Source organism: Nostoc sp. DedQUE05, from assembly GCF_034530955.1.
Lineage (GTDB): Bacteria > Cyanobacteriota > Cyanobacteriia > Cyanobacteriales > Nostocaceae > Nostoc.
Genome location: NZ_JAVRCB010000068.1, coordinates 11,914 through 35,516 on the forward strand (window position 1 = coordinate 11,914; position 23,603 = coordinate 35,516).

The window sequence follows — 23,603 nt, forward strand, 5'->3', positions numbered from 1 at the left end:
GCCTAAAATTGCTGCAAAAACCGCAAATCACTAGCATACAAGCGACGAATATCATCGATTTGATGTAACACCATTGCAAAGCGTTCTACACCAAAACCGGCAGCAAACCCTGTATAAACTTCTGGGTCATAACCCACAGACTTAAGTACATTTGGATCGACCATCCCGCAGCCCATCACCTCCAGCCAGCGCCCATTCCACTGCAAATCTACTTCAGCCGAAGGTTCGGTAAACGGGAAATAACTAGCGCGGAAGCGAATTGGTAAATCGCCAAATATTGCTTGTAAAAATACCTTAATTGTGCCTTTGAGGTCTGTAAAAGTTAGTCCCTCATCAATGGCTAAAAGTTCTATTTGATGGAAAACTGCTGAGTGAGTCGCGTCTACATTATCTCGCCGATAAACTCGCCCTGGAGCCACAACCCGAATCGGTGGTTCTTCTCTTTCCATGTAACGAATTTGCACTGATGAGGTATGAGTCCGTAAAAGATTACCATCTGGCAAGTAGAAGGTATCCTGCATATCACGGGCGGGGTGATCTGGCGGGGTGTTGAGAGCCTCGAAATTATAATAATCTGTTTCCATCTCTGGCCCTTGAGCCACGGTGTAGCCCATACCGACAAAGATATCCAGCGCCCGGTCGATAATGCCGTTGAGAGGATGAATCCGACCTTGGGGGCTGTAAATTCCCGGCATAGTTACATCCAGAGTTTCCGCCTCTAGCAAAGCTTGAATTTGCGCGGCTTCTAAGGCAGCACGTTGCTGGTCTAGACTAGTTTGCAGGGATTCTTTGACTGTATTGGCGATCGCTCCAATTTTTGGTCGTTCCTCTGCACTCATTTGCCCCATACTTCGCAACAGTGCCCCCAGTTCCCCTTTTTTACCCAGATAGTTAACTCTGAGTTCCTCCAGACGTTCTAAGGTGTCGGCGGCTGCGATCGCTTTTTCTCCTTCTTGCCGCAGTGCTAAAAGTTGAGCTTCTAAATTGCTAGTCATTAGTTATTAGTCATTGGTCATTTGTCATTAGTCTATAGTCAAAAGCTGTGAACTGGTCGATAAATAAACTTACAGTCATAGCATTAACATCAGCTAAAGGTGAGGGTTGAAACCAAACCTCTGTTTATCAGTTATAGACGATTGGGCTAGTACAGCGGTCGTGTAAATCCAGCTAACATCTCACTTAACCAGACTTGGAGATTGAGCAACTTGTCTTAAAAGTAGGCAAAATTCCGCCACACTCTCTAGTGAGTATAAATATTTTTTTGCTGATTGTGACCTCAGACATTGACAAATGGCTAATAACAAATAACTAATAACTAATGATCGATGACTAATGACCAATGACCAATGACCAATGACTAATGACCATGAAATTACTAATTAGCAACGATGATGGCATTTCTGCCTTGGGGATTCGTACCCTAGCCAACTATTTGGCAGAGGCTGGTCATGATGTGAGTGTAGTTTGTCCCGATCGAGAGCGATCGGCAACTGGACACGGGTTAACTTTACACCAACCGATTCGCGCCGAAATTGTTGAAGAGATTTTTCATCCTACTGTCAAAGCTTGGGCTTGTGATGGTACGCCTTCAGATTGCGTCAAATTGGCGCTGTGGGCTTTGCTAGAAACTCCCCCGGATTTAGTTCTCTCTGGTATTAATCAAGGTGCGAATTTGGGAACTGAAATTCTGTATTCTGGCACTGTTTCTGCGGCAATGGAAGGTTTAATTGAAGGCATTCCCAGCGTAGCGCTGAGTCTGATGAGTCACACATCTAAAGATTTTCAAGCTGCTGCTAAGTTTGCCACAGTTCTCGTAGACCAGTTAGCCCAAAAACCGCTGCCAGATTTAATGTTGCTCAACGTCAATATTCCTGCGGTCAAATGGGAAGAAATTGCCGGAGTTGCTCTCACCCGTCAAGGCCTACGGCATTACATTGATGTGTTTAATAAACGAGTCGATCCTCGTGGAAAAACGTACTACTGGTTAACCGGAGAGGTAGTTGAGGATGTGGAACTCCCAAGCGGATTAAATCTGCCTCAAAATGTACCTACAGATGTGGAAGTTGTACGTAAAAACTACATCAGTATCACTCCATTACAATACAATCTTACTTACGCAACTGGATTAGATAAATTATCAGATTGGGAATTCAATTTTCCTGGAATCATTTAATTTATCAGGACAAAAATGGGGTTATTCAAATACATCACGAAAAATGTAGGCTATAACGTAAGGGCACTCTTGAAATAAGCGATACACATTCACCCCAAAACCTAAAAAATTCTAACTGACGTCTTTCATTCACATTTACACAATCAGCCAGAAACAGGATATGCTGTTTTACCAAGAAATCCTTCCTCAAGCAAAATCAGTGAGACAGCATAAACTTCAACAAAAGAAGTAACAATTCTTTCATTTATCGCCCGCTCAGTCCAGCAAGCAACACCCATGTCTAGGATAGAGAATCAATTTACCGTACAATTTTGGGGCGTTCGTGGCAGCATCCCCAGCCCTGGGCCACACACTGTTCGTTACGGCGGTAATACCCCTTGCATATCAATGCAAGCGGGCGATAAACGCTTAGTTTTCGATGCTGGCACGGGACTACATGTTTTGGGGCAATCTCTGTTGCGCCAAATGCCGTTAGAAGCTCACATATTTTTTACTCACTCTCACTGGGATCACATGCAAGGTTTTCCCTTCTTTACGCCAGGGTTTGTAAAGGGGAATGACTTTCATATTTACGGCGCGATCGCACCTGATGGTTCTACCATAGAACAGCGCCTCAACGATCAAATGTTGCACCCGAACTTTCCCGTACCCTTGCAGATTATGCAAGCTAATTTAAATTTCTACGACATTCGGCCAGGGCAACCAATCCACATTGATGACCTTACCGTAGAAACAGCACCTTTAAACCATCCAGGTGAAGCTGTTGGATACCGCGTCAACTGGCGTGGTGGTGCAGCTACTTACATCACTGATACCGAACATTTTCCCGATCGACTCGATGACAATGTGTTGTGGTTAGCTCGTAATGCTGACATTCTGGTTTACGATTCTACCTACACAGACGAGGAATACCACTCGCCAAAATCCCCGAAAATTGGCTGGGGGCATTCTACTTGGCAAGAAGCTGTAAAAGTGGCACAAGCCGCTAACGTCAAAACTCTGGTGATTTACCACCACGACCCGGCGCACGATGACGACTTTTTGGATCGTGTCGGCAAAGAAGCCGCTGAAAAATTTCCTGGTGCGATTATGGCACGGGAAGGATTGGTACTTCAGGTTCCGACCTCAGTTGTCTTATCAGAATCTTTTCCTGTTAGCAAGTTTTCTACTTAAAGATTGCGATCGGAGGAATTGGAGATTTTAGATTAGATTGGTGATCAGAGGCTTTCAGCGCTCCTGAAGGCGGTTTACCATAGGGTAGCTTCCTGCTGAGAGCTAAAATAAACCTAAAATCTCAGAATCCACGTGCTAAATTTGTCTAAAAATGGGTGTTCTGTGCGGGTTGCTTTTTCTAGCGTTGGGCTACTAACGCCGACTGCTGTTGCCCTTGGCAAGTTTGATGGCGTTCATCTTGGTCATCAAAGGGTAATTCAACCAGTCTTGCACGCTGGTGGTCACTTATCAGTAGCTAGTAGTCCGCACTCAAAGGAAAATCAACTGACAAATCAAGAATATACTTATTCAACAGTTGTCACCTTTGACCCCCATCCACAGGAGTTCTTTACAGGGCAACCCCGAACTTTGTTAACGCCACTGGATGAAAAAGTCCAACAATTGCGATCGCTTGGGGTAGAACAACTGGTATTACTACCCTTTGATAAAGAATTGTCTGCGTTGACCCCCGAAGAATTTGTCGAAAAAATTCTCGTGCAACAACTGCGATGCCAACGAATTAGCATCGGGCAGGATTTTTGTTTTGGCGAAAAGCGCAGTGGTACTGCTCAAGATTTGCAATTACTCGCCGCCAAGCACAATATTCCCGTTACCATCGTTCCCTTACAAACTTATACAGGTGATTCGTCCACCCAAACCAGTTGCGTCAGTACTACTCCGACTCAAGATGCCCGTATTAGCACTTCATTGATCCGCCAAAACCTTGAGCAGGGAGACATCGAAAACGCAAATCTGTTACTAGGACGCCCTTACGCCCTTCTTGGTGATGTCGTTCAAGGTCAACAATTGGGCAGAACAATTGGCTTTCCCACCGCTAACCTCCAACTACCAAAAGAAAAGTTTTTGCCCCGCCAAGGAGTCTACGCTGTCCGTGTTTTCACTCTCAATGAAACAACAGATACCGCTCCTAGTGAGAACTTGGGTGTCATGAATATCGGTAATCGTCCAACTGTAAACGGTACTTATTCATCTGCGGAAGTACATTTATTCGATTGGTCTGGTGATTTGTATGGCAAAAAACTGGTTGTGCAACTAGTTAAATTTTTGCGCCCCGAACAAAAATTTCCTTCTCTCGAAGCCCTGAAAACACAAATTCAACTTGACTGCGTTGTTGCTAGAGAAGTTTTGAGTGCTGGAGCGGAAAGTTAAAAGTTAGGAGTTAAGAGTTAGGAGTTTGGAGTCATTCAATTTTGGATTTTAGATTTTAGATTTTTATTTCAATCCAAAATTCAAAATTCAAAATCTAAAATTGGCAGAGTTACGAGTTCTAAGTGGGAACAATGTATTTAGGAAAATTGAGCATTGGGCATTAGGGAAGAATTCTTATAACTCCTAACTCCTAACTCCCAACTCCCCATTACACACTCCTCACTCCCCACAACGCATGAGAGAAAAAATCGACGCTTTAACACAAAATCTGGCTCTTACCATCGTTGGCAAAGCTGAGGCAATACGCTTAGTGCTAGTAGCATTGCTAGGTGGTGGTCATGCTCTCTTAGAAGATGTTCCTGGTGTTGGTAAAACCCTACTCGCTAAATCCTTAGCTCGCTCGCTGGATGGCAAGTTTCAACGGCTACAATGCACTCCCGATTTACTGCCAACTGATATTACCGGCACCAACATCTGGAACCCAAAAAGCGGCGAATTTACTTTTTTGCCTGGGCCAGTCTTTACTAATGTGCTATTGGCTGATGAAATTAACCGCGCCACACCCCGCACTCAGTCAGCTTTATTGGAAGTTATGGAGGAACATCAGGTAACAGTTGATGGTGTCTCTCGTGCAGTTCCTCAGCCCTTCTTTGTAATTGCTACTCAAAACCCTATCGAGTATCAAGGTACTTTTCCTCTGCCAGAAGCGCAAATGGATCGGTTTATGTTGTCGCTGAGTTTGGGCTATCCTTCTGAGGCAGAAGAACTCCTGATGCTACAAAATCTCCAAAATGGTATCAAAGTTGCTAATTTGCAGCCTTGTATTACCTTGGCAGAAGTGCAGGAATTGCGTTATCTCTGCTCTCAAGTAAAAGTAGCAACTTCCTTGCAACAATACATTCTCGAATTGGTACGGGCAACACGTCAAGACGAGGAAATCGCCCTTGGTGTCAGTCCCCGTGGCACATTAGCATTACAACGGGCTGCTCAAGCCTTAGCTTTTCTATTAGGGCGTGATTATGCCATTCCCGATGATGTGAAATTTCTTGTCCCTTATGTTCTGTGCCATCGACTTATTCCTAGAGGAGGGCGCAATTCAAGAACTGTTGTTGAGCGATTATTGCGATCGGTTTCTATTCCTTAATGCAAAGTGACTTCGACGATCTAAAAAACAGCTATCCAAGGTAGCGGTAACTGCATTTCTTGCGTTCCAGAACAAGCAGAAGCAGAAGAGCTTGACCCTGATGATACCCCCGTTGAGGAGATTAAAGCTAGTTTGAGGAGAGCTTTGCAGCAAGCTAAAACAGGGCAACGCTTGCCATTATCTCAAATGTGGGAGGGAATTGATGCCGAATGAACAGCTATCGGTATTCATCGATTTAACTCCTGAATATAAATAAAACTTGCGTGACCTTTCAAAAAAATTTCGCAATATTCGCTCTGATGTTCAACCAATTATTGAGCAATTACAACAAGGAAATATTGTATGAGATAGAATTGCGGGCATTGGTGAGGAGTATGTTGTTTATAAGGTGAGAGTTCGTAACAGTAGTATCCAAAAAGGTAAGAGTGCTGGATACCGATTGATTTATCAAGTTGAGTCACCTACAAGTATTTTGCTACTAACGATTTCTTCCAAATCTGTCCGAGAAGATATTGGTGCAAATGAAATCCGAGATATTGTGGCTGATTTTTATAGTGAGTCAGGTTAAAACTACTAGAATACTTTTCCTTGCATAATCAGTGGTGTGCTGAATAGATATTTATATTACTGTTGTCAATATAAAAGATGTGTTGCTGACAAAACTACTTACACAAAATTTGAAACACTGTCAATACTGCGTAAGTCTTATGATTAGCACAAGCGCCACTTTTAAATATTTGGGAATGTGAGGAATGTCAATTTTTGTTAAGCGCAAAATCCGCGATGCCTACGGCGGGCTACGCCAACGCCAAGCGCTACAGCCAAGCGCCGAACGTGAGTTCAAACGCCAATTTTTCGGTTTACTTCTGGTAATTATAACGTGGAGTTTAGCTATGGGCTGGCTTCTAGCTTTGGCAACTAACGCCCAAAGTGCGACTCCTCCCGCGGAAATTGGCACTGTTGATGTAGTACCTGCACAATACCAATTGGGGCAAGAACTTTATTTAGAAAACTGCTCCAAATGTCACATTGCCATACCGCCAGCCGTTTTACCTACCCAAACTTGGAAAAATATCCTGCAAGACTCGCAGCACTACGGCGCACAACTCCAGCCTTTAGTCGATCCGCAACGCATCTTGGTGTGGAAATATCTTTCGACTTTCTCCCGCGTGCAGCTAGACGACGAAGAAACACCATATCGCCTCAACAACTCGCGTTATTTCAAAGCTTTGCATCCAGGAGTTGATTTACCACGTCCCGTCCAGATTGGCAGCTGTGTCAGCTGTCACCCCAGTGCTAATGATTACAATTTCCGCCGCCTGACAGCAGAGTGGAAGTGAGGAGTGAGGAGTTAGAAGTGAGGAGTTGAAAAATTCATAACTTATAACTCATAACTCATAACTCTTAACTCCTAACTCTATTCCCCCACACCCTCTCTGGCCCCATCTGGGGGCAAAATGATACTATGAAGAAAGAGTAAATATAAGATAAGAGTTCAAACCAATCAGTTTATTAAATGATTGGCTAGTTTTTATCCTGCTTTTGAGGTAATTCTCATTTCACACCCATCCACGACCAAGACGTTTGGGCTGGGTTAAATGTTTATAATCAATGCCGACCCTTTAATTCCCATCCCCCTTGATTCAGTTCTATAACCTGCCATGCTAAAACTTTTGTTGGGCGACCCCAACGCTCGTAAGCTTAAAAAATACCAACCTTCTGTTACTGAAATTAACCTTTTAGAGGAAGAAATTAAGGTTCTTTCCGATGATGAGTTAAAAGGTAAAACCGTCGAATTTAAACAACGGCTCGCTAAAGGCGAAACCCTAGATGACATATTGCCAGAAGCTTACGCCGTTGTTCGGGAAGCAGCACGGCGAGTATTAGGCTTGCGGCATTTTGATGTCCAACTCCTTGGTGGTATTATTTTGCACGTGGGGCAAATTGCCGAGATGAAAACTGGTGAAGGTAAAACACTAGTCGCTACCTTGCCAAGTTACTTAAACGCCCTTACTGGTAAAGGTGTACACGTCATCACCGTAAACGATTACCTAGCTCGTCGGGACGCTGAATGGATGGGGCAGGTGCATCGCTTTTTGGGGCTGAGTGTGGGGCTAATTCAGTCAAGCATGACTCCTAATGAACGCCAGAAAAACTACGACTGCGATATCACTTATGTTACCAACAGCGAGGTCGGCTTCGACTATCTGCGGGATAACATGGCGACATCAATGGCAGATGTGGTACAACGCCCGTTTAATTATTGCGTAATTGACGAGGTGGACTCGATTTTAGTTGATGAGGCGCGGACACCACTGATTATTTCTGGGCAGGTGGAAAGACCTACAGAAAAATATCTGCAAGCCGCTGAAATAGCATTCACACTCAAAAAAGACGAGCATTACGATGTGGATGAAAAAGCTCGCAACGTTCTATTGACAGATGAAGGGTTTGCCGAATCGGAAAATCTTTTAGGAGTCACAGATTTATTTGACCCAGAAGATCCTTGGGCGCACTTCATTTTTAATGCAATTAAAGCCAAGGAACTTTTCCTCAAAGATGTAAATTACATCGTCCGCAATGGTGAAGTAGTAATTGTGGATGAATTTACTGGTCGGGTGCTAGCCGGTCGGCGTTGGAGTGATGGATTACACCAGGCGATTGAAGCAAAAGAACGCGTAGAGATTCAGCCAGAAACTCAAACTCTAGCGACCATTACTTACCAAAATATGTTCTTGTTGTATCCAAAACTCGGTGGAATGACAGGAACGGCAAAAACCGAAGAACCAGAATTTGAAAAAATTTACAAACTTGAAGTTGCGGTAATTCCCACCAACCGCGATCGCAGACGCGAAGATTTGTCTGATATGGTGTTCAAGACAGAATCAGGTAAGTGGGGAGCGATCGCCGGAGAATGTGCCGAAATGCACCAACTCGGCAGACCTGTCTTAGTAGGAACCACTAGTGTAGAAAAATCCGAACTTCTCAGCCGCCTATTGAAGGATTTGAAGATTCCTCACGAATTACTCAACGCCCGACCGGAAAACGTCGAGCGTGAGGCGGAAATTGTCGCCCAAGCTGGACGAAAAGGTGCTGTTACCATTGCTACTAACATGGCTGGTAGAGGTACAGACATCATTTTGGGTGGTAACTCAGAATACATGGCACGTCTGAAGCTGCGGGAATACTTCATGCCCCGAATCGTCATGCCAGAAGATGAAGATGCCTTTGGCGTGCAAAGAGCAGCCGGATTGCCTACAGGACATGGTGGTGGTCAAGGCTTTGTCCCTGGTAAAAAAGTCAAAACTTGGCGGGCTTCGCCAGAAATTTTCCCGACCCAGTTGACAAAAGAAACAGAAAAACTACTCAAAGATGCAGTAGAAATTGCAGTGCGTGAGTATGGCGATCGCAGTTTACCAGAATTGGAAGCTGAAGAAAAGGTAGCTGTAGCCGCAGAAAAAGCCCCCATTGATGACCCTGTAATTCAGAAATTGCGGGAAGCTTACAACCGCGTCAAACAGGAATACGAACAATTTACTACCCGCGAACATGAAGAGGTAGTGGGTATCGGCGGTTTGCACGTCATTGGTACAGAACGCCACGAATCGCGGCGGATTGATAACCAGTTGCGCGGACGTGCAGGAAGACAAGGCGACCCTGGAACCACGAGATTCTTCCTCAGTTTAGAGGATAACCTACTGCGGATTTTTGGTGGCGATCGCGTCGCTGGGTTAATGAATGCCTTCCAAGTGGAAGAAGATATGCCCATCGAATCTGGGATGCTTACCCGGAGTTTGGAAGGCGCACAGAAAAAAGTTGAAACCTACTACTATGACATTCGGAAGCAGGTATTTGAGTATGACGAGGTAATGAATAATCAACGTCGTGCTATTTACGCCGAACGCCGCCGAGTTTTAGAAGGTCAAGACTTGAAAGAACAGGTGATTAAATACGCTGAAAAAACGATGGATGACATCGTTGACTTTTATATCAACATAGACTTGCCCTCGGAAGAGTGGGAGTTAGAAAAGTTGGTTGAGAAAGTCAAAGAATTCGTCTATCTGCTAGCGGATTTACAAGCTAGTCAATTAGAAGATATTACAGTCAGCGAGATTAAAGCCTTCCTCCACGAACAGGTACGAATTGCTTACGACCTCAAAGAAGCGCAGATTGACCAAGTTCAACCGGGACTTATGCGCCAAGCAGAACGCTTCTTTATCTTGCAACGCATTGATACCTTGTGGCGCGAACACCTGCAACAAATGGATGCCTTGCGCGAATCGGTGGGATTACGTGGTTATGGGCAAAAAGACCCGCTAATTGAATACAAGAGCGAGGGGTATGAATTGTTCTTGGATATGATGGTTAACATCCGCCGAGACGTTGTTTACTCGTTGTTCATGTTCCAGCCACAGCCGCAACCGGTAGTGCAGGCTTCGTCTGAGATGGTGTAGTAAGGAATATATTACGCAGAGACACAAAGGCGCAGGGAGTGCTTTTGCGTCTTTGTGTTTTAAGGCATCTCTCAAAAATATTTTGTTTTCAGGAGTTTGCTGAAACGGGTAAGCTGATACTACCAAGTCTTCAGGGTAAGCAAATGGAGCAAGTAATAGTTACCCTTACTATCACAAATCGAATCGATCGAGTTCTGGCAGAACGAGGTTTTATTTCTTCGGGTTTCTCGCCTACTTACGTATTCCACTCAGATCGGTACAAAATTGATTTATGGGAACCCTAAGTCATTAGGTATGCAAATGATTTTGTGATTTTGCACTCTGATAGATAAGCATTAAATAAATACAAATAAATAGTTATAAAAATTAATGGTTTTAAACCCAGAGTATCCTCTTTACAGTTGTCATAAAATTAAGAGATAGAAGAAAGACCATGCTTGTTTTCCACTGGTAAGTCTTACCATTGAGTTAAGTTCATTAGTAAAAGGAAAGTTAGCTGCAAATACAGCACAATCAATTCAAGAATTTATGCAAATCTTTTTTAGCTGTATTTTTAACATTCATCTATAGCCAAATACAGCTATTTTTAATGAATTTTTACAGTCAGAATTGCATTATCTACTGCTGTTATCTGGGCTGACTTTTCATAAGCTTTGAACTCAAAAACAAGCATGGTCAGTGAGCGACGTTGAAGTGTCACTTTTACCTACTGTCTTATACTACTATGTGGTATAAGATAGAGGTATAGAAATATTTATAAGAAGCTTTTATGGACATTGCCCATAAAAGTTACCTACAATGTGGTTATGCAAGCTTTAGGAAGCTGTTGCAGATGTATTGGCAGATGCAATAGCTTTATCACCATCAGTAATAGCGCCAGCAAGAGCGCCAGCAAGAGCACCTGAAATCTCAGCGGAAATACCGAATTTGTCTACTTTATAACTGCTTTTCTTAGCAGTAGAATAGCTACGTGCGTAAGCAGATGCAACTCCCCCTTGTACTTGACTAAGATCGGAAGTTTCATCTTCACAAAAACTGAGATCGGAAATTCTTAATCGTTCCATAAAAAAGCTCTCTTTGAAAAACGAATGTATTGCTGAAAGTTATCAAAAACTTTCAGCAATTTTTCTATCTAAAATGCACTGTAGTACACTGTAGGACTAAGGCATATTTAGCCGGCAGAAGAACTAGATGAACCGACACTAGCAGATAGGCTGTATTTCTTGGAGACAGCAACGGTGCTAGTAGCAATGCTGGTGATAGCGATGTTTTTACCAAAAGCGAATGCTTTTGAATTAGCATCTGCAAAAGCTATTCCACCTTGAACATTGTCATTTTCAAGAACGGTTTCTACATGAGAAAGATCGTTGATAATCATGATTTTACTTTCCTAAGAATTAGTAAGGTCAACTGGTTTGTTGTCGTGCCACTACAACTTGTTTTTTAGTGGCATACAAAGAATAGCACTATTAGAATTCGATGAACAGTAGTTTTACGTAAATTTTCTTTTATGAAGGAAAAAACATTCTACTATCAAGTTACTGACCCTATATAGTATTTAAAAATTGTTTGAAAAGTACTTTGCTATGTACTATCAAGTTATTTACAACGTCTAGTATTTAGAGGTTGTTTTAAATGTGTTTCGATATGAGTTTAAGGACTTTTAATTCCCCTAACCTCCAAGTCTATTTCATTCGATCTATTAAGGATATTGTCAACAACATAGACAGTAAATGCGGGGAAGTTAGTAATCGAAAAATTACTATCTCAAAGAGTCAATTTCAGTGCGTTAGCGTTGGCGTAGCCTCTCGTAGAGAAGCCTTGCCGTACCTCTACGGGGAAGCAAGCTACGCAAAGCGTCTTTGACAGGAGAGGGCATCACTATTTTCTTGTGCAATCAGATTTTTTATTCACCTGATTTTTTGCTTGAAACGCTTGTAAATCAGCACCTTTTAGGACATGAAACAGCTTTCCTTGCCCTAACGTCGTCAGGGGTCTTTCATGTCCTTTATTGGTATCAGTAAACTTAAGCTAAAACTCCTTTAATATCTCGTTTCCAGTCAGAGGCTAGAAATACTGCCTCCCATTAAACATTCCCCTGCTCCGACAGGCAATGAGATAAACCGCTAAAAGCTTTAACCTTAAGTTGACACCAATGTAAGTCCTTGCACCTCTACAAATCTAAAAATAGTTGGGGATAATTTATTTTTTGCAAGTCCTTAAAAGAGAAGGATAGTAAGATTTAAAGCCTCTCTGTTTTTAGAATAGATATTGCAAATAACTCTAAGGATAGATTGACAATATATTTGTTTGTCGAATTTATCCTGCCTTCGTAGCAAACTGGTTATAATTATCTTCCATCTCCCTCAGAAATGAAATTCTCATTTACACAGTATTTATATGGGACGTGTTCGCTCTAAATCTGACCTACCCACAAAAATCTGTCCGGTATGTCAACGTCCTTTCACATGGCGTAAAAAGTGGCAAGATTGTTGGGACGATGTGAAATACTGCTCAGAACGTTGTCGTCGTCGCCGTTCTGAAGCTCAAAATGAAACCAACTGCAACACAGACGCAAATAGCGCAAGAGATTAATGGAGTTACAGGTGCAACCTAAATTAATTATTCATGGTGGGGCTGGTAGTTCTCTCCACGGTAAAGGCGGATTAGAGGCGGTGCGCCGATCGCTCCATACAGTAATAGAAGAAGTTTATTCTCTGCTATTGTCAGGAGCAACTGCCTCTGAGGCAGTGGTGCAGGGTTGCCTAATGCTCGAAGACAACCCCCGTTTTAATGCTGGTACTGGTTCAGTATTGCAATCTGATGGACAAATCCGTATGAGTGCTTCCCTGATGGATGGTGCATCAGGGCGGTTTAGTGGTGTGATTAATATCTCACGGGTGAAAAATCCGATTGATTTAGCGCAATTTTTACAAAGCTCCCCAGACCGAGTGCTATCAGATTTCGGTTCGGCTGAGTTGGCGCGAGAAATGCAAATTCCCAGCTATAACGCTTTAACTGATTTGCGGTTACAAGAGTGGATACAAGAGCGCCAGGATAATTTTAAAAGCGCAATGGCTGGCGTAGTAGCAGAACCCGAACTGCTAGAAACCAGCAATAGCGGACGCGGTACCATCGGTGTAGTAGCTTTAGATGCATCTGGTAAGTTAGCTGCTGGCACTTCTACTGGTGGTAAGGGATTTGAGCGGATTGGTAGGGTAAGTGATTCGGCGATGCCAGCAGGTAATTATGCTACTAGTAATGCTGGTGTTAGCTGTACTGGCATTGGTGAAGATATCATCGATGAGTGTTTAGCCGCACGGATTGTAGTGCGTGTCACTGATGGGATGTCACTGAAGGAGGCGATGCAGCGTTCCTTTGGGGAAGCCCACGAGAACAAACGCGATTTGGGAGCGATCGCCTTAGATGCTAGTGGAGCGATCGCTTGGGGAAAAACTAGCGAAATTTTACTCGCCGCCTACCATGACGGCGAAAAAGTTGGTGACACTTTGGAATGGACTGGCAACGAACTGATCGGCTATTGTTGAATCAGTTTCAGGGCTTCGGCTAAAATTTCTTGCTGGTCAACCATTGCAGCTAATTGTTCGGCTTCATAACGCCCCTCAAAAGTTTCTAGCGCCGCTCTTTTCAGTGCCACTTGATATCCTTGTTCCAGAATATCGATTAATTCTGCTTGATTCAAGTAAAAGCCACCGGATTTGCGGCGCTTGTTTATTTTGTTGATTTCCCGCACTGTATTTTCTATTGAAACATCCCAAGAGCGAGTAGAACGTTTTTCGGTCTTTTGTTTAATTAAATGGATGAGCAGAATCACACCATAACTATCAATTTTATTGATTTTGTCATTGAGGCTCATTTCTTCTAACTCATCCACCAACAGCAGCGCCTCATGGATTTTGCCTTGTTCTAGAAATTGCCTAAGTTCTAGCAGTTCTTCCATGTATGTTATATGTTGAGATTTTGGCTATATTACTAATCTAGCTAGATTAGTAATATAGCCAAAATCGTAGTTTATAGTCTAAAACCACAGATCGAGCGCGATTAACACCGATGAATTATTTATGTCGATCTGTGGTTTCATTTTCAACATTTTTCCTTTGCCAAGCGGGTTTCACCACCTGACGACTACGGGCAATTACCAGAGAATCATCAGGCACATCTTCTGTCACAGTAGAACCAGCTGCAATGTAGACATCATCTCCCAACGTGAGCGGAGCCACTAAAACGCTATTGGCGCCAGTTTTTGTCCGATCGCCTATTTTGGTACGATGTTTCTTTACGCCGTCATAGTTGGCAGTAATTGTACCAGCACCAATATTCACCTGATTACCGACAACAGTATCACCTATATATGACAAATGGGCTGCATTGGTGCGATCGCCTAATTGCGTATTTTTCAACTCCACAAAATTCCCCACACGGCAACCAGCACCTACCTGTACCTGACCGCGCAAATGAGTATAAGGGCCAATTCGGCTTCCGGCCTGCACGGTGCTATTTATAACTACTGAATATTGCACCGTGACATTTTCACTTAACTGACTATTTTCAATTAAACTCCCCGGCCCAATACGACTTCCTGTTTGGATTACCGTATTTCCCCGCAGGTGAGTTTGGGGTTCAATAATTACATCTGGCTGCAATTCCACTGTTTCATCAATGGTGATGCTTGTGGGGTCGATGAGGGTGACACCCGCCAGCATCCATTTTTCCTTGACTCGTTTTTGCAAAATTTCGAATGCTGCTGCCAGTTGCAAGCGATCGTTGATACCAAGAATTTCTTGATAATCTTCCACATCCACTGCCATTACTTGTCCTACCTGAGTTACAGCATCGGTAAGATAGTATTCTTTTTGGGCATTGTTTGCCTGGAGATGGGGAAGCACCTTTGCCAAATCTGACCAGCGAAAGCAGTAAACTCCAGCGTTAATCCGCTGATTTTCTCGTTGAGCAGCTGTACAATCCTTGTGTTCGACCATTTCCTGCACAATATTTTCATCATTACAAAAAACGCGCCCGTAGCCTGTGGGGTCGGGTAGATGCGAGGTGAGAATAGTGGCAGAGTTTTGATTTTGGACATGAGTTTGTAACATCTGCTTAAGAGTTTCGCTGCGTATTAACGGTAAATCGCCGTTAAGTACCAGTAAATCTCCTGTGTAATTTTCCAAGTGAGGAAGTAATTGCTGGATAGCATGACCTGTCCCCAATTGCACAGTCTGTTCGACAAACTCCAAACTGGGAATTGAATGCATGGCGGCTTGGACTTCCTCAGATTGATATCCCACAATCACGATTCGCCGTGAGGGCGAAAGTGGTTCTACACTTTCGAGAACTCTCTCTACTAGCGATCGCCCACCCAAAGAATGTAAAACCTTGGGTAAGCGTGATTTCATCCGTGTGCCGCGTCCCGCCGCTAGAATTGCTACAACTACCATAATTAGCTATCAGCTATCAGTGAAATTGTGATTAGTGCTGTTAGTACTTTAAAATCTCGGCTCAAATCATACCAGCTAATCATAGAAGACTGAAAATATCAAAAAAGTCAGAATTCAGGAGTCGGTATAACTTTTACTCATAAAAAGCAGAGATTATAATAATGCAAATTAGCGTTCATTACAGCAGCTACAAATCATTACTCCCTATTCCTCAGTCTTCCCATTTTCCTGAAAAGAGCAAATAAACTCTGCAAACTGCTGCATTAGTTTGGGGTTACGCCAACCAGAATCAGCTTCTTCTTGCATCACTAAAAGGGCTTCTGTTGAAGTAAAAGCTCTTTTGTAAGGTCGTTCACTAGTTAGGGCATCATAAATATCAATTAACTGAAATACTTGCGCTAGATAAGGAATATCATCTCCCTTGAGTCGATCGGGGTAGCCTGAGCCATCCCAACGTTCGTGGTGATGACGAATAATCGGAATTACACCGCGCATACTGCGTAGTGGTTGGCAGATTTTTTCTCCAATCAAAACGTGCTGCTGCATAATTTGCCAATCTTCGGGGGTGAGTTTGCCTTTTTTTAGCAGCACAGCATCGGGAATACCCACCTTTCCGATATCGTGGAGATAACCACCCCACATCAAATCTCGAATTTGATAGCGTGTGAGGTTGAGGTATTCACCAAAAACTTGTCCCAGTTTTACTAGACGTTCGCAATGGTTGCCTGTATTGGGATCGCGACTTTCGATAGACATGGCAATGGAAAACAGTACTTGTTCGGCATGGTCTAAATCTTCGTTCAGACGCTTCTGCCGCACCAAGGACTTTACACGCGCTGCGAGTTCCACCCGATCGAAGGGTTTGGTGAGAAAATCATCTGCCCCAACTTCAATTCCCCGAATGCGCGATCGCCTGTCATTTAACGCTGTAATAAAAATTACTGGGATTAGCCTAGTCTGCTCATCTTGTTTAAGCAATTGGCACACTTCAAATCCATCCATTCCTGGCATCATGACATCCAGCAAAATCAAATCTGGTTGTTTTTGAGTTACCAATCCCACAACAATAGACCCAGTGTCCGCCTCAATCACCTCATATCCTTCCATCCCCAAGAGGGCAACAGCAGTCATCCGGCTGGCGGCATGATCGTCAACAACTAAAACCTTCGGCGGATCTAAATCAAACCCATTCACTTTAGAACCTTTGGCTTGTAGTGTTCTAGAGACCAATGAATCTTCATCACAATTAACATCAGATTTTATCCAAGAAAACATTGCTTGCCTATCTTCAAGCATAAGGTCTCCTTGAGATAAGCCTAAAGAATAACCCTCCGCATTTTGCGATTCTATAGCATGATTTGAACCGATACTTTTCACTGTGCTAATGGGGTTTGACCCATTAACAATTTTTTCTGTAAAGCCTGTATGGTTGGATTTCCATTGAATCACAAAGGCACTCCAAGTTTTTGCACAAGTTAGTTAACAGCGTTAAATTTTAAAAACAAATTTAAGATTTGACTGTATCTGAGTCAGAATTTCGATATGGATTATGGATGATGTCAAGCTGCGGATGGAATTTTTCGCAGCATGTATCTTTTATGTTACGAACAAGATGTATCTTGTTGTCAAATTTTTTGCTTTTAATTCCAGTATTATAAATTATCACAAATGTTAAATCAGGTTTTTTACGGAGATTTTTTAGCCTTGTGGCGTCAGAAACCGTTGTAATTGAACAATTTATATCAAAATATCGGATTTTGAGTTTCAAGTCTTTATAGTAATCATTTAGATATAATTTTTTTACTCAGTTATAGGAATAATCTAGTACCGTAAAATATGATGTGATATTGAATACTAACATATAGTTAAGCTATTTGACTCGGAAAAACTCGTTGAATTAGGCTTGCAGTCCATAGACGTAGCATATTGTATGATATTGTAATCAAACTACAAACTAGTTCCCATAAAATCCCTACCTTGTGTTCCCAATAACCACCTTTTTCGCCAATGAGAGGAAGGTTCTAGGCAAGAGGTTTCTTGCTCTTGTTGTCGCCGCCTGACTATGACTTCAGTTGGATCGCTCAATTGAGGATCGCGATAGGGAATAGCAGCACGAGTTAGCAAGTGTTCTTTTTCAACTTCTGAGAGGGTAGTGATTGGGGAGTCGTCTTTGGACTCAGCATTTTGAGAATGTGTTGCCACGGTACCAGGCGATCGCCTTCCTACGGGTGGGGTAGAAGATATAACCAAGCCAGCAGACAAAAGTGCTGTACGTACAGCAGCAGCACAAGAATAGGTGGCTAATAAACCATCTGGATGTAAACACAATGAGAGTTGTTTAATAAATTCAACAGTCCATAATTGAGGACACTGTGGTGGTGAAAAGGGATCGAGGAAAATTGCATCTGCCCAGAAACCCGACTGACGTACTAGCGCAATTGTAGTTCTAGCATCACCAATCAGTAACTTCGCTTTCAAGCAAGGTGTTTGTACTTGATGCTCAAAAGCTAGCTTTTTCAAAATTTCAATATAGTTACAGTTCCAATTGTCGAACAACTGATGGGCGATCGCCGCTTGTGGCACTGCTGGATTCAGTTCTAAACCGATTATTTCAACACAACAACTAGGATTCACGTTCCAAATTGTTTGCAAAGCAGCAGCTGTGTTATATCCCAGACCATAACAAACATCCAATAGTCGCAAGACAGGTTTTTGCGCTGCTGTAGCCAGTTGAGTAGGTTCTACAAACTTGCAAAAACTTTCCTGCGTAGCTCCATAATGGCTGTGAAAGGATTCACCAAACTCTTGAGAGACAAAGGTGAAGGAGCCATCTGCTGTTAACTTAGGTGTAAAATTCTCTATGTCTGACATTTAACAAAAAACTAAATTAGGACTTACGTAAGTGTCATATTTTTTTGATATAGGTTGTCCAGAGTAAAAAGTCAAGAGTCCAGAGTTTTTTGACCTTTGAGCCTTGACCGAATAATGGGGAAATTTGGGATAATTAAGAAACCAAATGAATCAACTATCGAATCCATAAAACTAGAGTACGAGAAGAAAACAATATTTGATGAAAGATTAATTCAATAAAGGGTATATGAATAAAATAGAACTGGATAAAAAATTAAATCATGGAGAACAATGGGGGTATAAAAAAGAAACTGATAATGATGAATACTTAGGCTGGATTTTAATTAATAAACTCCCGAAGTTGACATTTACACCGAAGAGAGAAGATTACTTAGAAGAATCCCTCTATTTAATCAAAATCAGAGAAGCCGAAAAAAGACAGAAAACACCATATCATGTACTTATCAAAGAACTACGGCGAGATGTTCATGAAAGCGGAGAATATGAAACAGGAGAGGACATTAGGCAAAAAGATAACTATTACTTTTCTTATATAGATGAATTAGAAAAGTTTATTGAGGAATTAGGATACAGCTTTGATAATATTAAGCACAGAAGTGAAATAGATGCACCTTAGTAGAATTAATTGAATCGATTCTGTAGTTTGGGTCGAACAAAGCAAAACCCAACATTACAGATGATGGTTTTTTGCGGCATGGCGGCTAATTAAGAGCAATTCTACTCGTCTTTGCCATCCCCGATACAAAGGAAAAATATCTGCATTTCGTTAACTAAAGAAAGAGCAAGCTGTTTGGCAACTTAGTATTCGTTCCTTAACCCAACCTATAAACGATCGCTAGACTTCGGTACAAAAGATGATAAAGTCATCATTGGTAACGTTATCCTACAGTACAAAAACCTGATTAGCGCGATCGCAACTGATGACATTGCCACCACCAACCAAGCACAAACAGTAGTAATAAATCGTATTTGTGCCAGTTGCGTAAGTCCTTTAAGATAATGCCCAATTCCCAATGCCCAATTCCCAATTTGTTGTTTCGCCAGCTTGGCTGTTTGAACATCTAGAAGATCCACAAGTCGTTATTGTGGATTGTCGCTTTTCTTTAGCCGATCCACAACTAGGACAACAACAGTATCAAACCAGTCATATAGAGGGGTCATATTACTTAGATTTGAATCAGGATCTTTCCAGTCCAGTGGGTAAGCATGGCGGGAGACATCCTTTACCTAACCCTAATGATATAGCTAACAAATTGGCAGCGATTGGGGTAAATTACCAAAAAAGTTTAGTTGTAGCTTATGATGATTCGCGCTTTGCCTTTGCGGCTCGTCTATGGTGGCTGTTGCGCTATCTAGGACATGAGCAAGTAGCAGTACTAGATGGCGGTTTGGCTGGATGGCAAGAAGCTGGGTATTCTGTTACAGATGTTATTCCTTCCCCCCAAATGGGTACGTTTGTCCCTCAAGTACAAACAGAAAAGGTGGTAGATATTACAGCCGTGAAAAGCCGGAAAGATAGCCACGAGGTAGTATTGGTAGATTCAAGAGAGAGCGATCGCTACCAAGGCGAACGAGAGCCAATCGATCGCATTGCTGGACATATTCCCGGTGCAGTCAACTATCCCTGGCAAGAAGTTACAGACTCTTCCGGCTACCTACTCCCCCCAGAAGAACAACACCGTCGCTGGGAAAAGCTAAAAACAGCCGAAGAAATATTGGTATATTGCGGTTCTGGCGTTACTGCTTGTGTGAATTTACTTTCTTTAGAATTAGCTGGTATTAGCAAGGGTAAACTTTATGCTGGTAGCTGGAGTGATTGGATTTCTTATTTATAGTCATTAGTCATTGGTCATTGGTCATTGGTCATTGGTCATTGGTCATTGGTCATTGGTCATTAGTCATTAGTCATTAGTTTTTAATAAAGGATAAATCACATTGGTCATTGGTCATTGGTCATTAGTTTTTAATAAAGGACAAAGGACAAATGACAAATGACAAATTTCAAAACCGACCTAATTGCAAACCATAATTAATACTGAAGAACCAACCATCAAAATCAATGTTTTCGGCGGTTGAACTACCTAAACTTACTCCAGCCTGGACATTCATATAAATGGTATCGGATATTTGGTAATTTAAGTGTCCGAATAGTCGATAAAATTCGTCTTCTCGATCGCGCTGTGTAAAGTCTGATAAACTCATTTGGTAGTCAACACCAACCTGGAGAGGCTTTTGCAAGTAGTAGTTCAGAGATACCCAAAAGGAATTGATTATCCGATTACGACTTTGGGGATCGGCAAAATTTACACTCAACTCGTAGAAGCTATCTAGGGTTAATCTTGAAGTTAGGGGATCTCGGCGTCCCAAAGATAGCTGTAGGGAATTTTCATTTAAAAAGCGATCGCCTGCTTTGAAGCTATCGGGGCGATCGCTGCTATTGGCATAAAATAACTGTTGATTGCTCCAACGGATTTCTCCAAACATTCGTTGGGATAGCTGCTGGTAAAGACTGAGATTGAATCTCACCTGATTGTAATGATATTGTGACTGATTTATATAACGAATCAGATTGCCATCGATTGAGCCATTTAAAAAAGTCTTAGATCCTAAAGGAAAATATGTAGAGGCTAATGTCAGTCCAGAAATAATTAAACCATCTTCTATGGGACTATCATTTGATGAAAATATGTTATTCGTTTGGAAGTAGCCGACACGTCCTTGTAGATAACCGATAGGTTTAAACTGAGGTACAGGTTGTTCTGTTGGTGGTGGTAGCTGTTGTTCTAAGGGTTGTTGTTCTAGGGGTCGTAACCGCACCCGTAACCCCAATTCGCGATCGCTATTAGATTCAAACGGTTGTTTTGGCGATCGTAGCAGTTCTATCAACCTATCTCGCCTTTGAGAATACTCTCCCTCAGGTAAATTTAATAGTTGCTCCTTTGAGTCTGAAGGAGATATGGGCAAATTATTTGGCGGAGATTCTAGCTGTGGCGGTTCATTTTGCTTTTGAGTATCTATAGGTTCTTCGGTTTGATCCGGGATTTGAGTCGTTTCTGGTGTTTGCTGTGCTAGATTTAACGGCATCTGAGAGTCTAAAGTATGTGACTCACTCGACAGCTTGCACAAAGAGTTAATTGCTTTTTGCTCCAACTTATGACATAACTGCTCATGAGTTACCTGTATAGTTGCTAAATGATTAGAATGCAAAACATCTGTAATTGCAGATTCTGACGCATCTACTCTAATGCAACACCAGCTTCCACCACTGGACGTTAACAAAATACAAAAAAACAAATTTTTCCAGTTCTTGAGTCGCATCTGGTTAGATCGCATTGATTGCATTTGGCAAATGTAGACCCACAAGCTGTATTGGAAGTTCCGACTACAAAGATACAGTTGATTGTATCTATATTTAGCTTTGTAGGTATATACTGAAACTACAAACTAAAATTACTGCTTTTCGGATTTTTCCCTAGATTTTTTTGTCAAACTGAGATGTTCCGATAAATTGCTGTTTAAATTTTAGTGAAATACAGCTAGTGGGTAATTTAACAATAAATTTTTAGAAAGTTATTGTCCCTCATAATTAACGATTCTCTAACTAAACTGATTATAAAGGATTATATGTAAGGTACTTCTGCTTTAATTATTTATATCAAATGCTAACTTTTAAATATGCTACAAAATTTATTGTATACAATTTTATTTTCAGCAGGAAAAGTTAAATCAACTAAATACATATAGTAATTAGTAATCCAATTTGATTCATGAATTTGCTTACGTAGATAAGAAACAGGTAGACATAAAAAAAGCAATAGATGTGTACTGAGTGTTTTCAAAATTCAAATCTGAGTCATTTATTTCAATTATTATCTATTTTATGCATTAAATCGAAATTAAAATTTAAATTAATTTACCTAAAAAACTCTTACAACAATTAGCATTAGCTTAAAATTTAATTTTTATGATATTAGTTGAAGGTCAAAATTTGTCAAACTATGTTTTATAAATCGTTTCCATTATTGGTGATTGGTTTATGGGGACTTATAGTACTGCCTCTACCAAATCGGGTAAACGCTACAACTCCTCTAACGCGAGCAGAGATTCAGAACCTCCGCAACATCGTACAACTGATACCCAAAGATAAATTGAAGAAACGTCCTGCACGCAAATTAGATGCAATGACCCCTGGAGACGGGTTGTCAACTGGTCGAGCTTCTCTCGCAGATTTGCGTTTTAATGATGGTTCTTTAGCACGAGTTGGAGAACAGGCGTTATTTCAATTTTTGCCAAAGACTCGTGACTTTAAACTGACAAATGGGACTGTGTTGTTGCTCATCCCACCAGGAAAGGGGCAAACACGTATACAAACACCAAATGCAGCAGCAGCAATTCGTGGTTCAGCATTATTTGTACGCTACGACCAACAAACAGACACCACAATTGTAGGTGCGCTGACAAATAGCGGCATTGAAGTTTCTAACAAGAAAGCTTCTCGAACTCAGGTGTTGGAAGCAGGACAAATGGTGATTATAATTAAAGGCGAATTTCAGAGATTATATGATTTTGATCTCAGAAATTTTTATGAAACGAGCCAAATGGTTCGGGAACTTGATTTGAACAGGCAGAGTCCTGTGCCTACGCCCGATCCTGCAATTACCAGTGTTCAAGCCGAAACTGCTGCGGCTTTGAAAGCACAGGCACCGATAAAAGGCGAGGGAGTAATTGATAACCCCTCTATTGTGCAGTTAACTCCTAGTCCTTCAAATTCCTCAGCAAACTCTTCAGGCAAAACAGAACAAACCTCGACAAATACTAACCAACAGAGTGTACCAAGTACTAACAACAACAAAGTAAACAGTGAGGATAATAGCGTTGGTGCTGATTCTAGTTCAACCCTAACACCAACTCAAAACTCGTCAACAGAAAATCCGACAAATAAAAATCCGCAAAATAACACATTACCAATCAGTCCAACAGATCCAACACCCGTAACCTCACCAGATACAACACCCGTAACCACAACACCCGTAACCTCACCAGATACAACACCCGTAACCTCACCAGATACAACACCCGTAACCACAACACCCGTAACCTCACCAGATACAACACCCGTAACC

20 protein-coding genes and 1 pseudogene are annotated in these 23,603 nt (G+C 41.9%); 13 read left to right on the forward strand and 8 right to left on the reverse strand.

The genetic code is table 11. From position 1 onward, the window contains the following. Window positions 1-2: 2 nt before the first annotated feature. Window positions 3-995: a phenylalanine--tRNA ligase subunit alpha gene (pheS, locus tag RMZ42_RS32310; protein ID WP_229490194.1), complete on the reverse strand. Its 993-nt coding sequence runs from the start codon at window positions 993-995 to the stop codon at window positions 3-5. A 371-nt stretch (window positions 996-1,366) separates the two neighbouring features. Here pheS and surE point away from each other — a divergent pair, with 371 nt between their 5' ends. The 8 genes and pseudogenes from surE to RMZ42_RS32350 all read left to right on the forward strand — a co-directional run bounded on the left by surE (window position 1,367) and on the right by RMZ42_RS32350 (window position 10,437). Continuing rightward, window positions 1,367-2,173 carry a 5'/3'-nucleotidase SurE gene (surE, locus tag RMZ42_RS32315; RefSeq protein ID WP_322675278.1) on the forward strand — a complete coding sequence of 269 codons (807 nt, stop codon included), beginning with the start codon at window positions 1,367-1,369 and terminating at the stop codon, window positions 2,171-2,173. A 276-nt stretch (window positions 2,174-2,449) separates the two neighbouring features. Then, window positions 2,450-3,346, forward strand: a complete 897-nt coding sequence (locus RMZ42_RS32320) for an MBL fold metallo-hydrolase (RefSeq protein WP_322675259.1) — start codon at window positions 2,450-2,452, stop codon at window positions 3,344-3,346. A 132-nt stretch (window positions 3,347-3,478) separates the two neighbouring features. Next, window positions 3,479-4,555, forward strand: coding sequence for a bifunctional riboflavin kinase/FAD synthetase (locus RMZ42_RS32325; RefSeq protein ID WP_322675260.1), 1,077 nt, complete (start codon window positions 3,479-3,481; stop codon window positions 4,553-4,555). Between the two features lie 235 nt (window positions 4,556-4,790). Continuing rightward, complete coding sequence (locus tag RMZ42_RS32330) at window positions 4,791-5,699, forward strand: MoxR family ATPase (RefSeq protein WP_322675261.1); 909 nt, start codon at window positions 4,791-4,793, stop codon at window positions 5,697-5,699. A 259-nt stretch (window positions 5,700-5,958) separates the two neighbouring features. Continuing rightward, a pseudogene (locus RMZ42_RS32335) lies at window positions 5,959-6,267 on the forward strand (type II toxin-antitoxin system RelE/ParE family toxin). Between the two features lie 184 nt (window positions 6,268-6,451). Then, window positions 6,452-7,039 (forward strand): cytochrome C, encoded by a 588-nt coding sequence (locus RMZ42_RS32340; protein ID WP_322675262.1) that lies wholly within the window; start codon window positions 6,452-6,454, stop codon window positions 7,037-7,039. 321 nt (window positions 7,040-7,360) lie between these two features. Further along, window positions 7,361-10,153, forward strand: coding sequence for a preprotein translocase subunit SecA (secA, locus tag RMZ42_RS32345; protein WP_322675263.1), 2,793 nt, complete (start codon window positions 7,361-7,363; stop codon window positions 10,151-10,153). Window positions 10,154-10,296: 143 nt separating this feature from the next. Further along, window positions 10,297-10,437 carry a hypothetical protein gene (locus tag RMZ42_RS32350; protein ID WP_322675264.1) on the forward strand — a complete coding sequence of 47 codons (141 nt, stop codon included), beginning with the start codon at window positions 10,297-10,299 and terminating at the stop codon, window positions 10,435-10,437. A 531-nt stretch (window positions 10,438-10,968) separates the two neighbouring features. On the opposite strand, the gene RMZ42_RS32355 is transcribed toward RMZ42_RS32350, so the two are convergent. Next, entirely contained in the window at window positions 10,969-11,217 is a 249-nt protein-coding gene (locus RMZ42_RS32355; RefSeq protein ID WP_322675265.1) for a hypothetical protein, read from the reverse strand. Window positions 11,218-11,324: 107 nt separating this feature from the next. Continuing rightward, window positions 11,325-11,531: a hypothetical protein gene (locus RMZ42_RS32360; protein WP_322675266.1), complete on the reverse strand. Its 207-nt coding sequence runs from the start codon at window positions 11,529-11,531 to the stop codon at window positions 11,325-11,327. Window positions 11,532-12,553: 1,022 nt separating this feature from the next. Here RMZ42_RS32360 and RMZ42_RS32365 point away from each other — a divergent pair. Together RMZ42_RS32365 and RMZ42_RS32370 are read left to right on the forward strand one after the other, a co-directional pair. Further along, on the forward strand, window positions 12,554-12,748 hold the full coding sequence (locus RMZ42_RS32365) for a DUF2256 domain-containing protein (RefSeq protein WP_322675267.1): 195 nt from the start codon (window positions 12,554-12,556) through the stop codon (window positions 12,746-12,748). Continuing rightward, the gene (locus tag RMZ42_RS32370; protein ID WP_322675268.1) at window positions 12,748-13,701 is read left to right on the forward strand and encodes an isoaspartyl peptidase/L-asparaginase; all 954 of its coding nucleotides are present in this window, start codon (window positions 12,748-12,750) and stop codon (window positions 13,699-13,701) included. The genes RMZ42_RS32365 and RMZ42_RS32370 overlap by 1 nt, the downstream gene beginning before the upstream one ends. On the opposite strand, the gene RMZ42_RS32375 is transcribed toward RMZ42_RS32370, so the two are convergent. The 4 genes from RMZ42_RS32375 to RMZ42_RS32390 form a co-directional block, all read right to left on the reverse strand. Beyond that, complete coding sequence (locus RMZ42_RS32375; RefSeq protein WP_322675269.1) at window positions 13,692-14,114, reverse strand: DUF29 family protein; 423 nt, start codon at window positions 14,112-14,114, stop codon at window positions 13,692-13,694. The genes RMZ42_RS32370 and RMZ42_RS32375 overlap by 10 nt on opposite strands. A gap of 115 nt (window positions 14,115-14,229) precedes the next feature. Beyond that, window positions 14,230-15,609, reverse strand: coding sequence for a bifunctional UDP-N-acetylglucosamine diphosphorylase/glucosamine-1-phosphate N-acetyltransferase GlmU (glmU, locus tag RMZ42_RS32380; RefSeq protein ID WP_322675270.1), 1,380 nt, complete (start codon window positions 15,607-15,609; stop codon window positions 14,230-14,232). Window positions 15,610-15,813: 204 nt separating this feature from the next. Then, window positions 15,814-17,058, reverse strand: coding sequence for a two-component system response regulator (locus RMZ42_RS32385; RefSeq protein ID WP_322675271.1), 1,245 nt, complete (start codon window positions 17,056-17,058; stop codon window positions 15,814-15,816). Between the two features lie 498 nt (window positions 17,059-17,556). Then, window positions 17,557-18,480, reverse strand: coding sequence for a tRNA (5-methylaminomethyl-2-thiouridine)(34)-methyltransferase MnmD (locus RMZ42_RS32390; protein WP_322675272.1), 924 nt, complete (start codon window positions 18,478-18,480; stop codon window positions 17,557-17,559). 226 nt (window positions 18,481-18,706) lie between these two features. Here RMZ42_RS32390 and RMZ42_RS32395 point away from each other — a divergent pair, with 226 nt between their 5' ends. Both RMZ42_RS32395 and RMZ42_RS32400 read left to right on the forward strand, forming a co-directional pair. Further along, window positions 18,707-19,096: a hypothetical protein gene (locus tag RMZ42_RS32395; RefSeq protein WP_322675273.1), complete on the forward strand. Its 390-nt coding sequence runs from the start codon at window positions 18,707-18,709 to the stop codon at window positions 19,094-19,096. 397 nt (window positions 19,097-19,493) lie between these two features. Beyond that, window positions 19,494-20,315: a sulfurtransferase gene (locus tag RMZ42_RS32400; RefSeq protein WP_322675274.1), complete on the forward strand. Its 822-nt coding sequence runs from the start codon at window positions 19,494-19,496 to the stop codon at window positions 20,313-20,315. Between the two features lie 166 nt (window positions 20,316-20,481). On the opposite strand, the gene RMZ42_RS32405 is transcribed toward RMZ42_RS32400, so the two are convergent. Beyond that, the gene (locus tag RMZ42_RS32405; protein ID WP_416211848.1) at window positions 20,482-21,813 is read right to left on the reverse strand and encodes a hypothetical protein; all 1,332 of its coding nucleotides are present in this window, start codon (window positions 21,811-21,813) and stop codon (window positions 20,482-20,484) included. 665 nt (window positions 21,814-22,478) lie between these two features. Between RMZ42_RS32405 and RMZ42_RS32410 the strand changes: the two genes are divergently transcribed. Next, a partial coding sequence (locus RMZ42_RS32410) for a FecR family protein (RefSeq protein WP_322675275.1) occupies window positions 22,479-23,603 on the forward strand: 1,125 nt, incomplete at its 3' end.

Bases quoted from the DNA above. Each gene is read 5' to 3' on its own strand.
- pheS (WP_229490194.1), bottom strand. From the start codon at position 995: ATGACTAGCAATTTAGAAGCTCAACTTTTAGCACTGCGGCAAGAAGGA.
- surE (WP_322675278.1), top strand. From the start codon at position 1,367: ATGAAATTACTAATTAGCAACGATGATGGCATTTCTGCCTTGGGGATT.
- RMZ42_RS32320 (WP_322675259.1), top strand. From the start codon at position 2,450: ATGTCTAGGATAGAGAATCAATTTACCGTACAATTTTGGGGCGTTCGT.
- RMZ42_RS32330 (WP_322675261.1), top strand. From the start codon at position 4,791: ATGAGAGAAAAAATCGACGCTTTAACACAAAATCTGGCTCTTACCATC.
- RMZ42_RS32340 (WP_322675262.1), top strand. From the start codon at position 6,452: ATGTCAATTTTTGTTAAGCGCAAAATCCGCGATGCCTACGGCGGGCTA.
- secA (WP_322675263.1), top strand. From the start codon at position 7,361: ATGCTAAAACTTTTGTTGGGCGACCCCAACGCTCGTAAGCTTAAAAAA.
- RMZ42_RS32350 (WP_322675264.1), top strand. From the start codon at position 10,297: ATGGAGCAAGTAATAGTTACCCTTACTATCACAAATCGAATCGATCGA.
- RMZ42_RS32355 (WP_322675265.1), bottom strand. From the start codon at position 11,217: ATGGAACGATTAAGAATTTCCGATCTCAGTTTTTGTGAAGATGAAACT.
- RMZ42_RS32360 (WP_322675266.1), bottom strand. From the start codon at position 11,531: ATGATTATCAACGATCTTTCTCATGTAGAAACCGTTCTTGAAAATGAC.
- RMZ42_RS32365 (WP_322675267.1), top strand. From the start codon at position 12,554: ATGGGACGTGTTCGCTCTAAATCTGACCTACCCACAAAAATCTGTCCG.
- RMZ42_RS32370 (WP_322675268.1), top strand. From the start codon at position 12,748: ATGGAGTTACAGGTGCAACCTAAATTAATTATTCATGGTGGGGCTGGT.
- RMZ42_RS32375 (WP_322675269.1), bottom strand. From the start codon at position 14,114: ATGGAAGAACTGCTAGAACTTAGGCAATTTCTAGAACAAGGCAAAATC.
- glmU (WP_322675270.1), bottom strand. From the start codon at position 15,609: ATGGTAGTTGTAGCAATTCTAGCGGCGGGACGCGGCACACGGATGAAA.
- RMZ42_RS32390 (WP_322675272.1), bottom strand. From the start codon at position 18,480: ATGTCAGACATAGAGAATTTTACACCTAAGTTAACAGCAGATGGCTCC.
- RMZ42_RS32395 (WP_322675273.1), top strand. From the start codon at position 18,707: ATGAATAAAATAGAACTGGATAAAAAATTAAATCATGGAGAACAATGG.
- RMZ42_RS32400 (WP_322675274.1), top strand. From the start codon at position 19,494: ATGCCCAATTCCCAATTTGTTGTTTCGCCAGCTTGGCTGTTTGAACAT.
- RMZ42_RS32405 (WP_416211848.1), bottom strand. From the start codon at position 21,813: ATGCGATCTAACCAGATGCGACTCAAGAACTGGAAAAATTTGTTTTTT.